The sequence below is a fragment of the Enterococcus sp. AZ078 genome, from assembly GCF_051714985.1.
Lineage (GTDB): Bacteria > Bacillota > Bacilli > Lactobacillales > Enterococcaceae > Enterococcus_B > Enterococcus_B hirae.
The window spans coordinates 295,157-308,209 of sequence record NZ_JBIOSW010000001.1 but is presented as its reverse complement, the minus strand read 5'-3'; the positions used below and the strand labels follow the sequence as shown (position 1 = coordinate 308,209).

Here is a 13,053-nt window from a genome sequence, read left to right as displayed (position 1 = left end):
CTAAAAAAGACTGAGTTTTGGCTCAGTCTCTGACTACTCTACTGTTCTATTATAGAAAAAATACAGTTGAAAAATTCGTTACAATCATACGATATTTACTCAATAATGGCTATTTTTCTTTCACTGTCCCTGTATTAATGACTGGTTGTGTTCCTTTATCTGTAATAATCGAAACAAGTAGGTTATTGATCAATTGGACTTTCCGATCATCTGTGAAATTGATTTCTTGTCCTGTTTCAATTTGTTCCAATGCCATTTGTGTCATCGTAACTGCTCCTTCAACGATCGTTTGCCGAGCAGATAAAATAGCTTTTGCTTGTTGTCTTTGTAACATTGCACTAGCAATTTCAGTCGCATACGCTAGATGATTCAATCTCGTTTCAATCACCTCGACCCCAGCAACAGATAACCGCTCTTGTAGCTCGTTGGCTAATTCATCAGAGATGGCAGTCGTATTGCCTCGCAAAGTCAAATCTTCTTCATTGAAAGTATCATAAGGGTATTGGCTGGCAATATGACGAATCGCTGTCTCACTTTGAATCTCAACAAAGTCTTGGTAATACGCCACATCGAACAACGCCTTAGCCGTATCAACAACTTTAAAGACTACGACGGCAGATATTTCGATGGGATTGCCATCTAGATCGTTCACCTTTAAAACCGAACTGTTAAAATTTCGTACTTTTAAAGATAAGTTGATTTTTTGTGCAAACGGAACCGTTAAGAAAAACCCACTTTCTCGTATCGTCCCAATGTACTGTCCAAAAAACAAAATAACTTTTGCCTGGTTGGGACTAACAACCGTTGCGGAGCTTAATAGTGCAATAGCAATCAACCAACAAACGAAACCCATGACCGTCTGGAAGATCGCTCCACTTGTCATGCCAAAATAGAATAAGAAGCCGCCGATACCAACTAATAACACCAAACCGATCAATCCAATATACCCATTTACATAAACCGCTTTCTTTTCACTCATCACTTAGTTCCTTTCTTAGACCATTCCTACATGATTGGTTTCTTTCTAATCCGTGCCATCACTCCCTCTAATTCTAATTCCTTATCTTCTGTGATATACCAACCGCTCACTTGTGGTCCTCCGGAAGTTTGGGGTAGATATTCTAACCTTGTGCGTACCCAATGTTTTTCTTCGGTAAAATAATCTTCCACTAAAATCTCTAAATCAATTCCTGCAGAAAGAATCAAATTCTCTCGAACTGATTTGAACACAAAACGCTCTTTTTCTTCGTCGTACTTTAAGATCCCTGTATCTAAAATCGGCAAAGAGTAATAGTCTAATTCCCTCTTTACTTTCAATAAATGATGGAATACTTCATTGTAAACTTGTTCTAATTGCCGACCTTCTGAGTTATTCGGGTAATCGATCATCACACGTTCTTTTTTTGTATCATAATATTTATGATTAAGTTCCGTGAGATAATTATGTAATTTTGTTATTTCTAACTGTAGCTCTTCTCGTTTCGCTTCATCTATTCTCATCTATTTTTCCACCTTATTATCTCAGCTGTGTTTTCTCTATTTTCTCTTATTTTACTACAGATTTGTAAGTTAAGCGATGAAAAAAATCGTTCTTCCCCATGATACTGCCCGATGTCTTAGCATCCTAACAGTCATGTCTGTTATATTAGCTAACCTATCTGAGAAACTATCTATCAAACACCTATCCGAGATAAAAGATGTAAAATCGTTATCTAAATGTGAATAAACCGTTATTCGAAAAAAACTTTTACGTGGATCATCATCCATAATCAACGACCGCCATTCAAAATCTTTTGAAAAAAATCGCTTAATCAAAAAATCGAAAAGTTCCAAAAATAGTTGCACCTATCTTTGAACCTCTTCGATTTATTTCTCTTTACTTCCTCTTAATGACAGACTTTATCCTTTTTAAACATCATACTGATGGTTTTCGTCAGCTATCACCACACTACTATCATAACCAGTGATTTTTATATTGTTTTCTCCTTTGATCACTGTTTTGATTGGTAATTCTTCATTATTTTTTGTGACAGTTGACATCCCTAATAGATCAATATCTAATCCAATCTCTCCATTATCAAGAAAGTCTACATAGCAATTTTCTAACATAACTGTTCCTTGGGTATTTTTGAATCCATTTAAGAATAGATTCCCATACTTGGCATTCAATTCGATGTTTGAAATATCTGAATTATCAATATTTACATAACTTTGCACAGAATTTACTTTAACTTTTTTTCCATCAACTTTATTAAATGTAATGTATCCACCATTATTTGTAACGGAAACATTCTCACTCACTACGTCATTTAATAAAAGTTGTCCTTGCTCTCCTTCTAACACAAGTTGATCTAAAGGAAGTTCGCTAGGAACTGTCAGGGTGATTTTGGATGTGTTATTCATTACATGAAACAAGACGTTTTGTTCACGACCATTTCCGTTAATCGTCAAAGTATCTCCTTTAGTAGTGACTTGAGGTTTACTTGCTTTTTCATACGTAGAGTTAACTTCAAAATTTTTGCCACGTTTGATCTCAACTTGTTGGTATTGTGCATTGACCACTATTTTGTTGATTTTTTCTTTTGTCGATATCACTTGTGAGTCATGGTTCATTTCGACCAATTGAGGGCCATTTTCCCAAGCAAGGCTTCGGTGCGTCCCAAACGCATAGGTTGTCCCAGCAAGTAAGCCACCACTAACCATCAAGCCTAGACCAGCCATTAAAAAATATTTTAATTTCATCTTCACACCTCTTTTTCTTATAACTTCGACGAATGAATCGCACGTCTCGTTACAAAACGACGTCCGACCCACTTCACAAAATTCATCATCATTTTAAATATCCATTTTGTCATTTTCAGAAGGAGCGGCGCACAGAAGACGACGGTTCCGGTAGCGAATAGCCCTAATCCAACGTAAAATAATCCACTTTCTATCGACTGCCCCAACACACCAATACCCGAAACAACTGAAAATAATCCAAGCCCTAAAACAGTAATACAACCGACATAACCACCTACCAGCAAAGCGACTAATAGACATAATAACCCCACGATCACTGCAACAAAACCAATCGCCAAAGGAATCAACAGAGGGGAGGCACATAAGCCAATCACGATCATCCAAATCAACCGAATTTGTCGTTTAGAACTTCTTGGGTTGACTTCATCTGTTGCTGAATCATCTTGTTCAGAGAAATAATTGATTTTCAATTTAAGCGCAAACTGTTTAGGCGTACCATATTCTTCAATGATTTGATCAATTGTTTTGCCAGAATCTAAAAAATATTCTTCATAATATTGAATCAAATCGAATCGGTCATCTTCAGGAATCTCTTGGATTTCCTCTATTACCTCATCTAAATATTCATTCATGTTTATTATCCTCCAATAATCGATTTAAGGAATCTCGAAAGACGATCCACTCATCAATAATATCTTCTAACCGATTATACCCCGCTGGTGTTAATTGATAATATCGACGATTTCTTCCTTCAAAGGGTTCATCATAAGTATCTAAAAATCCTTCTTTTTTTAACCTTCTTAAGACGGGATACATCGTTGACTCACTTACCGACAGGCTTTCCTGTACGATTTTAGTCAACGCATAACCATACATATCTTCTTTACTCAATGCAGCTAAGACAGTGCCATCAAGTAATATCGTTGGAACTTGGATGTGCATTCCTTCACCTTCTTTTATACAATATCTTCTTTCACAACATATTATACTACATATAATATTGTTTTAAAATATAAATGTTGATTATTTTTAAATAAAATAGCATAATACTTAGATCTAAAATCTATAAATAACGCCCCGAAATCAATTGCTGCTTCAGATTATTAGAGTTGAGCCATTTGAGAAAGACAAAAACATACTAAGATGAGTGGGCAAGATATTCGACGGAATACCTTACCCACTCATCTTAGTATGTTTCTTTTATAACGTAATTGATCTGGTTTTAGTTCATAATAAAACAATTGAACAGAGCAACTACTTCATCATTAAAGTTTAGCTTTTTATTTTTTCAAGCTGATCACAGCTGTGGTTCCTACCTCAGGAATGCTGTTATAGCGTATCGTACCCTCATGCAATTCAAGGATTTTTTTTACCAAAGACAATCCCAAGCCATTGCCAGCCATCTGACGGCTTGTGTCTCCTTGATAAAATTTTTCAAAAATGCGATTTTGAGTTTCTTCGTTCATCCCTACACCTGAATCCGTTACTTCCAATAAAATATCTGTAGCATTTTGAGTCAAACGAATTTCGATCTTGCCATCAGGTTGATTATACTTGATCGCATTATCCATGATATTCAACCACACCTGGTATAAAAATTCTTCGTTTCCCTCATAAAAGACCGTATCCAAATCGATATGCAACTTCAACCCTTCCCATTTAGGTTGCAAAAACACGATGACTTCTCGTATTTGTTCATCTAAACGAAATTTATGCTTTTCGATTTTGACACTTTGGTTTTCTAACTTATTTAGTTTCAAGATATTTTCAGTCAACTGTGAGAGCTGAGTAATATTTTCAATCAATCGTTGCAAAAACACTTGCTTCTCTTCTTCTGGAATATCTGGTGCTTGTAACAATTGGACATAGCCTTGGATCGTCGCTAGTGGTGTTTTAAACTCATGTGAAACACTCGAAACAAAATCATTTCTTAGCGTTTCGATGCTATTGAGTTCTTGGACCATCACGTTGAAATCTTTATATAACTGTTGGACTTCTGCGACTTTGGGAGGTTCCTCCATTCGAATAGAAAAATCACCTGTAGCTACTTTACTCATATTTTTACGTAGTTCACTGATTGGCTTCAAGATCCTATGACCGACAAAGCCAGAGATTACCGTGCCGACGATCATGCTAAAAAAAGCAAAAACGAATAACGGATAGAGTGTTGGTCGTTCAGATGGCGTAACGTTTTGATGAGAAAGCAAAAAAATAAAGCCTAAGAAGCACAGTAGAGTCACTAATATTGAAACAAACACAATGCTAGCAAAGTAGATCCACAGTTGAGAGTATAATTTCTTTTTCATCTTTTGACCTCCGCTTTATACCCGAGTCCTCTAACGGTGATGAGCTGAAAATCTTCACTTGCTTCAAAACGTGTCCTTAATCGTTTGATATGTACATCGATCGTTCGTTCTTCTGTATTTGTATCCAATCCCCAAATATCATCCATCAATTGTTGTCTCGTAAAAATCTTATTCGGGTAAGCTAACAGTTTGTAAAGCAAAAGAAATTCTTTCTGAGGCAGCACACTGACCTTTTCATTTTGTCTTACTTCATACGTTTCCTGATCTAAGGTAGTATTTCCAATATTCAATTGATTACTATGATTGATTTTTGCTCGCCTTAATAACGCTTCCACACGTAAAACCATTTCATTGACATCTACGGGTTTCGTCATGTAATCATCCGTTCCTAACTGGAAACCACGTTTTTTATCTTCAAAATCGGCTTTAGCCGTGATCATCAGCACAGGAAGCTCTATTTTTCCATCTCGTAAACTTTCCAACAATTCATAACCATCCATCTCAGGCATCATGATATCGGTAATAATCAATTCTACATGAAAATTTTCCAATCGTGCTAGTGCTTCTGTTCCACTACTAGCTGTGACTACCGAAAACCCAGCATGTTCTAATACTGAACGATAAAGCAATTGTAAATTTTCATCATCTTCTACTACTAATATACGGTTCATTTTATTCCCTCGATTTTTTGAAAAATTTCTTGTTTCTTTCTGATTGTTCATATTGAGTTAACATTCATTGATTATACTGCGTTTATTGTTCTGATATACTTTTAAGTATACCGAATATTCTAATAAGAAAGAAGGACGAATATGCTACAACTTAAAGATATAAAGAAATATTATAAAGTTGGCGAAACAACGACTAAAGCATTAGATGGCGTATCTGTTGCCTTTAGAAAAAAAGAATTTGTTGCCATTCTTGGTCCAAGTGGTTCAGGAAAAACAACGATGTTGAATGTCATCGGTGGCTTAGACAACTATGATTCCGGAGATATGGTGATCAACGGAAAGTCCACAAAAGACTTTAAAGATAGCGATTGGGATGCTTACCGAAATAATTCGATTGGTTTTATTTTTCAAAGTTATAACTTGATTGGACATTTAGGAATCATCGAAAATGTTGAATTGGGGATGACACTTAGCGGTGTGGCCAAAGAAGAAAAACGCCAAAAGGCTGAGGAAGCCTTACGCCGTGTCGGTTTAACGGATCATATGCACAAAAAACCAAACCAATTATCTGGCGGACAAATGCAACGGGTCGCAATTGCCCGTGCTTTAGCCAACGATCCAGATATCCTCTTATGCGATGAACCAACTGGAGCTCTAGATACCGAAACAAGTATCCAAATCATGGAATTGATCCAAGAACTATCTAATGAGAAGCTAGTAATCATGGTTACACATAACCCCGATCTTGCTCATCAATATGCAGATCGAATCATTGAATTTTCAGATGGTAAAATCTTGGCAGATTCACATCCTCATATCGAACGACCAAAAGATGATCAATTCAATTTACGTCGGACAAAAATGAGTTTCTGGACAGCCTTGAAACTTTCATTTAATAATATCCGCACGAAAAAGGGGCGAACATTTTTGACGTCCTTTGCTTCAAGTATTGGGATCATCGGGATTGCGATCGTCTTGGCATTATCTTCAGGCTTCCAAAAACAAATTGATAAAACACAGTCTGAAACGATGGCAAAATTCCCGATCACTATCTCCAAAGTGACAACCAATCGTTCAACAGATTCTGCTTCATTGGGTACTAGTAAAGCGGATTATCCAAATACAAAACAGGTAACTGCTAAAATCAGTGATGAAGATAAAGCACAGCACACCAATAAAATCGACCAATCTTATGTAGATTATGTCAAAGATATCGATCCTAATTTAAGTAATAATATTGGCTTTACTCGTGCTACTGGTATCAATATGCTTCGCCAAGTTGATGGTAAAGTGCAACCAGTAAGTTTCTCTAACCAAAACCCTGAAAACGAATCATTATCATTATCAAGCACGATGTCTGCTATGACGGGTGTCGGTGTTTCCAGTTTTCCAACACAGTTAGACAATCAAAAAGAAAACTTTTTAAAAGCGAACTATTCACTGCTTTCAGGCAGTTATCCTGCTTCTGCGAATGACGTGGTCTTGATCGTAGATGGTAACAACAATACAAATATCAATGCTTTGAAAAACCTAGGATTTGACGTAAAAGACGGTCAAAAACTAGACTTTGATCGCATTGTTGGGACAACTTTCAAAGTGATCAACAACAATGATTACTACACGAAATTACCTACTGGCAACTTTATTCCAAATACTGATTACGATACGATGTATGCTAATTCAACGAGTGAAGTAAAGATTGCAGGGATTTTACGAGTAAAATCTTCTTCAACAATGAATCTTCTTTCCCCTGGAATTGCATATAGTGATCAATTAACGACACAAATCGTTAACGAAAATAAAGATTCTGAAATTGTAAAAGCGCAAAAAGATAGTGATACGAATGTGATGTCCAACGAAAAAGTGGATGAAACAGCTAAACAATCACTGATCAGCTATTTAGGCGGTGATAGCATCCCAACTAGCATCATGATCTATCCAAATAACTTTGGTGACAAAGAAAAAATCCTTGATTACTTAGATGCTTACAACAAAGGAAAAGCAGAAGAAGATAAAATCATTTACTCTGACTTAGCAGGAACAATGACTGAATTGACTGGTGGATTGATGGATGCCATCACTTATGTATTGGTTGCTTTTGCTGGTATCTCACTAGTGACAAGTATGATCATGATCAGTATTATCACGTATACTTCAGTCATCGAACGTACCAAAGAAATCGGGGTGTTAAAAGCATTAGGGGCTCGTAAAAAAGATATCACTCGTGTTTTTGACGCAGAAACTTGTATCTTAGGAATTTCTTCGGGCTTATTAGGTGTTTTGATTGCTTGGTTAGCAACGTTCCCAATCAATCATTTACTCTATCAAATGACTGATCTAAAAAATGTGGCTCAACTGAACCCACTCCATGCACTGATCCTCGTGATCGTCTCTACGATCTTAACGATGTTAGGTGGGCACATCCCAGCAAGAATGGCTGCTAAAAAAGATGCAGCGATTGCTTTGCGGGCAGAATAAACGATTGATATTGTTTGAAAGAGATTGAGAAGTCCTTAGCAGCAAGAAATAAGAAGGAATTTCCGACAATTGACAAGAAACACAAATACTTGTTTTCCCTGTTGATTGTCGTCTACTTGGTTCTTCTCAAATTTTTGGACAATTTCGGCTTATTGCCGAAGGTCAGACTTTGAACACTATTTATTCTTTTTTAGAGATACTAGAAGAAACTGAGACAAGTTTTAGCTCAGTTTCTTCTTTATTTTTTAGTCAGTAATATTATGTGTTAGAAACAACATAGCATGCACTGTTGACTGGATTGTAAGAATAGTAGATGTACCACTCTTGCGTGTAGACCCCCCCAGCACATATTGCTTCTCCAATTGCAACTTTAGAGCTGTAGGTATTCCCTATTTCTGTATCTATGTTTTTTACAGTTAAATGATAGAATATGCATCTTTTAGAAAACGCTTAAATAGCCAAAATTATTTTTATGTATTTGAAACTTTTTCCTATTTATTTGACTCTAATAGATGTAAGAGAAAAAATCTTTATGAAGTGGGAGGAAAATCGTGTGCCCAGTGATTTATTTTTAGTAAAAAAAGCAAAGGAGGGAGATAAAGAGGCATTTGTCCAATTGTTTAAAAGTTATGAAGCTGTTCTCTATAATACAGCGCGTAAGTTTTTGAACAATTCAGAAGATATTGCAGATTGTTTACAAGAAACAGCATTGACGGCCTACAAAAATATCCAAAGCGTGCAAAAACCAGAATATTTTAACACCTGGTTATGCAAAATTCTCATTAATAATTGCAAAAAAATTCTCAAAAAATCAAAGAAAGAAACTTTTTATGTAGAATATGAGGAAGAAAAAAATACAACGATACGTTCAATGGAATTAAAACACATGCTACAAAAATTAGATTTGAAATATCGAATTCCGTTGGTGCTCTATTACTATAATGGGTTTTCCATCAAAGAAATCAGCACGATATTATCTGAACCAGTCAATACAGTGAAGACACACCTTGCTCGAGGGAAAAAACTACTAAAAATAGAGGAGAGCTAGGAGGAGAAAAAATGACTATTTCTGAAAAGAAATTTATGGAAGAACTCAAAAAAGAGGAACGCTTACCCTCAGAAGTACGAACCAAATTAGAAGCCACCTATGACTCTATACGAAAGGAGAAACAGGTTCCACTTAAAAACTACATAAAAAAACGGGTTTATTTGATAGCTGTTGCCGTATTTCTCATAAGTATCTGTTTGTATGCTTACTCACCCTTAGGCACTGCAACTGCTAATTTTTTACGGTTTGGGAAATTTACTTCTGGAACATTGAATCAAGAAGGGTTTATTTCCAACCAACAACTTACAGCCTATGATAAAAAAGCAGATATACAGTTAACAGAACTCTATGTAGATAAAAATGAACTAGGGTTACATTTTACTGTTCATCTTCCAAAAAACTCGGAGCTTTTAAACAAAAAATGGGAGAAATATGGATTAAATTTTGGGATCAAAAATGGGCAAGATCAGTATTTGATTGATTTTCGTTCAGGACTAGCAGAAGAAAAAGAAGACTTGTCGCTATTCCGTTCGATCAATGAGGAACAGAGCATTGATCGAGAAACAAACACATTGGAATTTATTTACAATCTACATCCTACAAAAACGGGCTCGGTTCCCTCTCTTGAAGAGACAACCATACAAATCAATGGCATCACAGCCTACAGAACAAGTGACCCAAAAGCATATTCTATTTTTAAAGGCGAATGGGAACTACCTATTGATACAAGTAAAATCAACTATTTTGACGAAATAAATTTTACTCCAAAAAATAATCACCTTTTACCGATTGAGCAAGCAATGGCGTATCCTACTAATTTTGTCATTCGTTTTAAAGATGAACAAGACTTTTTGAAAAAGTTGCCAAAGCCAAAAAGTAATGCCGACAACAATATTCAATTAAAAATAGTAACTGAAAAGACGACAACCTATTACCCATATTCTAAATTTACTTCTGTTACTGAAGGATCACATAACTATTGGGATATGACTTTTGACTATTCTGGATATGATCAACAAGCCTCGATTTATCTCGAATTGAAAGGAATCGGAGAAATTGAGTTAGAAAAATAGATCAGATTGTGGCAAATCCATCATGGTAGTTAATAAAAAATGAGCAGAAGACAACTATCTTCTGCTTTAATTTTTTGGAATCACTTCTACAGAAACGATATCACCGATGTCTTTCTCAATTTTTTTTCGAATATCTTTACGTATCCCTAAGATGTAGCAAATTGTTCCATCTTCGTTTTTCACCCCCATATTCACAATACTTCCCTCATATGCTACTCCATCAAATGTCGCTTGAACTTTGACTCGGCCTACACCAAACTCTTCTCTGAGATCATAAGGAAAAATGATATATGCGCCACCCTTACCTATTTCAGAAGCATAAATTTTTGACTGGAAAGAATATTTTTTTTGCATTTCCCCACCCCTTTTTTGTTCAGTATAACAAAAAAAAGGACTCTCCACAGCTGATCGTTCTACTGTAGGGAGGAGCCCTTTTTGAAATTAACTGATTCTTGCACTTACTTGATTAGCTGACTATTTATTTGCTTTGACTTCTTCAACTAATTTCGTTAATGCTTGTTGTTGGAATTGCGTTGCTAATTCTTTTGACAATGTTGCTTGTTCTTCTGGCGTCATGGCTGGATTTTCAGTCATAGCTTTCATCAGACCTTCTTGTACAAAAGCCTTTGCGTCGCTTTCCATCGTACTTTGTTGTTCTTTTACTCGTTGCGCTAATGTTTTTGCTTGATCCGTACTTAATTCGATCCAATCAGCTGGAATTTTAAAGGTGTTCACACGACTTGCATACTCGTGGTTATTGTCCGCTAGATTGAACCAGAATTTATACATATCATTTTTATAGACCCAATAAGTTGTTTTTGCTACTTTTTGCGCTTGACCAGTCGTACGTTCTACTTTATTGGTTTCATTATCAGTACCGGTAGCTTTTGGTTTCTTTTGGTCTTCATTCGTACGGTAAAGGTAGACTTTTTCAGTCCCGTCACCTAATGCTTGATATAAAAGCATATTTGCACTATCTGAATCAGCACTTGATACGATGTTAGTGGTTTTCGTTTCAGTTACTTTTTCCATACCAAAATGGTTGGATAAATTAGCCACGATCAACCCTAAGGATGCCACAAAGACTAACCCAAAAAGTAATGATACAATTGTTTGCCAAGCTTTTTTTGCAAAGATATTCATTAGGGCAAAAGCCACTAAACTAATGATCAATACGAAAATAATCATGCTTTATCCCCCGCTTTCGCTAGAACAGGTTCTTTTCTCTTCAATAAGAAGGCAATCACAAAACCAATCACACCAAAGACGATCGCCACAAAGAATGCTGCGTGGTAACCAGATAATGTCGCATTGATCGCTTGGTCTTTATAAGTTAAAGGCGTGCTTTCTAAGACTGATTTTGCAGGTAGATTATCTTTTGTTACATTGGTCAATACACTGATCAAAATAGCTGTCCCAATCGAACTAGCAATTTGTCGGAAGGTATTGTTTACTGCAGTCCCATGACTGATCAGTTTGTTTGGTAAAGCATTCATACCAGATGTTGTTACTGGCATCATAACCATAGAGATCCCAAACATCCGAATCGCATAGAGAACAACAATATATAAAACAGGCGTTGTTTTTGTTAAGAAAGCAAATGGTGCTGTTGCAGCGGTTAGCACGAACATCCCGACAATCGCTAAACGTTTTGCACCGTGTTTATCAAAGATCGCACCTGTAATCGGCATCATCGCCCCCATAATCAAGGCACCGGGTAGTAACATCAAGCCAGAATGAAAAGCTGATTCGCCACGGATATTTTGGATATATAGAGGAACAACCATTTCAGCACCGACCATCGCCATATTCGTCACACCAGCTAAAACTGCTGCAATCGTAAAGGTTGATGATTTAAATACACGCAGTTCCAAGAATGGATTTTCCAAACGAAGTTGGCGCCATGCAAATAAGGCAATAAATATTACCCCTACGATCAAGAAGCCGATCACTTTCGCACTGCCCCATCCAGCATCACCGACACTTGAAAATCCATAAAGCAAACTACCAAATCCAATTGTTGAAAGGATAGCAGATAGAATATCGATACTTGGATTTGATAACGGAATAACGCTTCGCATCAAGAAAAAGGCTAAGACCAAAACTAAGACGACAATTGGTAAGACCATACCAAATAGATCACGCCAATGATAGTTATCAATAATATAACCTGATAATGTTGGTCCTAAAGCTGGAGCCAATCCAATAACGATTCCTGACATCCCCATGGCAGATCCTCTTTTTTCTGGTGGGAAAATCGATAACATAATATTTTGTAATAAAGGCATTGAAACACCCACACCACAGGCTTGGATCAAACGTCCAATCAATAAAGTACTAAAGTTAGGGGCAACAAAACAGGTAATTGTTCCGATTAAAAAGACTGACATTGCTGATAAATATAAACTTCTTGAACTAAATTTATTGATCAGCCAAGCAGTAATCGGAATCATGATTCCGTTAACCAATAAGAACCCTGTTGTTAGCCATTGAACACTTGATGCAGAGATATCAAAATCTTTCATCAGCGTAGGAAAAGCTGTAGTTAATAAGGTTTGATTTAATACCGTACAAAAGGTACCAATCAATAAAACGACAACTAATAGTGTCCGATTATATGGTTTGCCGTAAATATCTACGGGTTGATTTTTATTCATATTTCTCCTTCTTTCTGAATTCTTTCTGAAACCACTTGAATACTTTAGTCCTATTTCGTTCATTTGTCAACCTACTTG

Annotated in this window: 13 protein-coding genes; 3 read left to right on the top strand and 10 right to left on the bottom strand. The window is 36.3% G+C overall.

The window, feature by feature from the left end:
- Positions 1–109: 109 nt before the first annotated feature.
- The 7 genes from IGJ18_RS01435 to IGJ18_RS01405 all read right to left on the bottom strand — a co-directional run bounded on the left by IGJ18_RS01435 (position 110) and on the right by IGJ18_RS01405 (position 5,719).
- Positions 110–979: an SPFH domain-containing protein gene (locus IGJ18_RS01435; RefSeq protein WP_034699254.1), complete on the bottom strand. Its 870-nt coding sequence runs from the start codon at positions 977–979 to the stop codon at positions 110–112.
- A gap of 26 nt (positions 980–1,005) precedes the next feature.
- Positions 1,006–1,500 (bottom strand): DUF5348 domain-containing protein, encoded by a 495-nt coding sequence (locus IGJ18_RS01430; RefSeq protein WP_010720238.1) that lies wholly within the window; start codon positions 1,498–1,500, stop codon positions 1,006–1,008.
- A 408-nt stretch (positions 1,501–1,908) separates the two neighbouring features.
- A complete protein-coding gene (locus IGJ18_RS01425) occupies positions 1,909–2,742 on the bottom strand; it encodes a DUF4097 family beta strand repeat-containing protein (protein WP_010736937.1) in 834 nt (277 codons plus the stop codon).
- Positions 2,743–2,759: 17 nt separating this feature from the next.
- The gene (locus tag IGJ18_RS01420) at positions 2,760–3,374 is read right to left on the bottom strand and encodes a DUF1700 domain-containing protein (RefSeq protein WP_010720241.1); all 615 of its coding nucleotides are present in this window, start codon (positions 3,372–3,374) and stop codon (positions 2,760–2,762) included.
- A complete protein-coding gene (locus IGJ18_RS01415) occupies positions 3,367–3,684 on the bottom strand; it encodes a PadR family transcriptional regulator (protein WP_010736935.1) in 318 nt (105 codons plus the stop codon). The genes IGJ18_RS01420 and IGJ18_RS01415 overlap by 8 nt, the downstream gene beginning before the upstream one ends.
- A gap of 338 nt (positions 3,685–4,022) precedes the next feature.
- Entirely contained in the window at positions 4,023–5,048 is a 1,026-nt protein-coding gene (locus IGJ18_RS01410; protein ID WP_010736934.1) for a HAMP domain-containing sensor histidine kinase, read from the bottom strand.
- Positions 5,045–5,719: a response regulator transcription factor gene (locus IGJ18_RS01405; RefSeq protein ID WP_010720244.1), complete on the bottom strand. Its 675-nt coding sequence runs from the start codon at positions 5,717–5,719 to the stop codon at positions 5,045–5,047. The genes IGJ18_RS01410 and IGJ18_RS01405 overlap by 4 nt, the downstream gene beginning before the upstream one ends.
- Before the next feature lie 141 nt (positions 5,720–5,860).
- Between IGJ18_RS01405 and IGJ18_RS01400 the strand changes: the two genes are divergently transcribed.
- The 3 genes from IGJ18_RS01400 to IGJ18_RS01390 all read left to right on the top strand — a co-directional run bounded on the left by IGJ18_RS01400 (position 5,861) and on the right by IGJ18_RS01390 (position 10,318).
- On the top strand, positions 5,861–8,197 hold the full coding sequence (locus IGJ18_RS01400; protein ID WP_010736932.1) for an ABC transporter ATP-binding protein/permease: 2,337 nt from the start codon (positions 5,861–5,863) through the stop codon (positions 8,195–8,197).
- Between the two features lie 472 nt (positions 8,198–8,669).
- Positions 8,670–9,245: an RNA polymerase sigma factor gene (locus IGJ18_RS01395; protein ID WP_240273835.1), complete on the top strand. Its 576-nt coding sequence runs from the start codon at positions 8,670–8,672 to the stop codon at positions 9,243–9,245.
- An 11-nt stretch (positions 9,246–9,256) separates the two neighbouring features.
- On the top strand, positions 9,257–10,318 hold the full coding sequence (locus IGJ18_RS01390) for a hypothetical protein (protein WP_438842763.1): 1,062 nt from the start codon (positions 9,257–9,259) through the stop codon (positions 10,316–10,318).
- A gap of 66 nt (positions 10,319–10,384) precedes the next feature.
- Here IGJ18_RS01390 and IGJ18_RS01385 read toward each other — a convergent pair whose 3' ends face one another.
- The 3 genes from IGJ18_RS01385 to IGJ18_RS01375 all read right to left on the bottom strand — a co-directional run bounded on the left by IGJ18_RS01385 (position 10,385) and on the right by IGJ18_RS01375 (position 12,975).
- Positions 10,385–10,672 carry a DUF1905 domain-containing protein gene (locus tag IGJ18_RS01385; protein WP_034699260.1) on the bottom strand — a complete coding sequence of 96 codons (288 nt, stop codon included), beginning with the start codon at positions 10,670–10,672 and terminating at the stop codon, positions 10,385–10,387.
- Positions 10,673–10,792: 120 nt separating this feature from the next.
- Entirely contained in the window at positions 10,793–11,506 is a 714-nt protein-coding gene (locus IGJ18_RS01380; RefSeq protein WP_081128217.1) for a DUF4811 domain-containing protein, read from the bottom strand.
- Entirely contained in the window at positions 11,503–12,975 is a 1,473-nt protein-coding gene (locus IGJ18_RS01375; RefSeq protein WP_010736928.1) for an MDR family MFS transporter, read from the bottom strand. Before IGJ18_RS01375 ends, IGJ18_RS01380 begins: the two co-directional genes overlap by 4 nt.
- Between the last annotated feature and the right edge of the window lie 78 nt (positions 12,976–13,053).

Bases quoted from the DNA above. Each gene is read 5' to 3' on its own strand.
- IGJ18_RS01435 (WP_034699254.1), bottom strand. From the start codon at position 979: ATGAGTGAAAAGAAAGCGGTTTATGTAAATGGGTATATTGGATTGATC.
- IGJ18_RS01430 (WP_010720238.1), bottom strand. From the start codon at position 1,500: ATGAGAATAGATGAAGCGAAACGAGAAGAGCTACAGTTAGAAATAACA.
- IGJ18_RS01425 (WP_010736937.1), bottom strand. From the start codon at position 2,742: ATGAAATTAAAATATTTTTTAATGGCTGGTCTAGGCTTGATGGTTAGT.
- IGJ18_RS01420 (WP_010720241.1), bottom strand. From the start codon at position 3,374: ATGAATGAATATTTAGATGAGGTAATAGAGGAAATCCAAGAGATTCCT.
- IGJ18_RS01415 (WP_010736935.1), bottom strand. From the start codon at position 3,684: ATGCACATCCAAGTTCCAACGATATTACTTGATGGCACTGTCTTAGCT.
- IGJ18_RS01410 (WP_010736934.1), bottom strand. From the start codon at position 5,048: ATGAAAAAGAAATTATACTCTCAACTGTGGATCTACTTTGCTAGCATT.
- IGJ18_RS01405 (WP_010720244.1), bottom strand. From the start codon at position 5,719: ATGAACCGTATATTAGTAGTAGAAGATGATGAAAATTTACAATTGCTT.
- IGJ18_RS01400 (WP_010736932.1), top strand. From the start codon at position 5,861: ATGCTACAACTTAAAGATATAAAGAAATATTATAAAGTTGGCGAAACA.
- IGJ18_RS01395 (WP_240273835.1), top strand. From the start codon at position 8,670: ATGTATTTGAAACTTTTTCCTATTTATTTGACTCTAATAGATGTAAGA.
- IGJ18_RS01390 (WP_438842763.1), top strand. From the start codon at position 9,257: ATGACTATTTCTGAAAAGAAATTTATGGAAGAACTCAAAAAAGAGGAA.
- IGJ18_RS01385 (WP_034699260.1), bottom strand. From the start codon at position 10,672: ATGCAAAAAAAATATTCTTTCCAGTCAAAAATTTATGCTTCTGAAATA.
- IGJ18_RS01380 (WP_081128217.1), bottom strand. From the start codon at position 11,506: ATGATTATTTTCGTATTGATCATTAGTTTAGTGGCTTTTGCCCTAATG.
- IGJ18_RS01375 (WP_010736928.1), bottom strand. From the start codon at position 12,975: ATGAATAAAAATCAACCCGTAGATATTTACGGCAAACCATATAATCGG.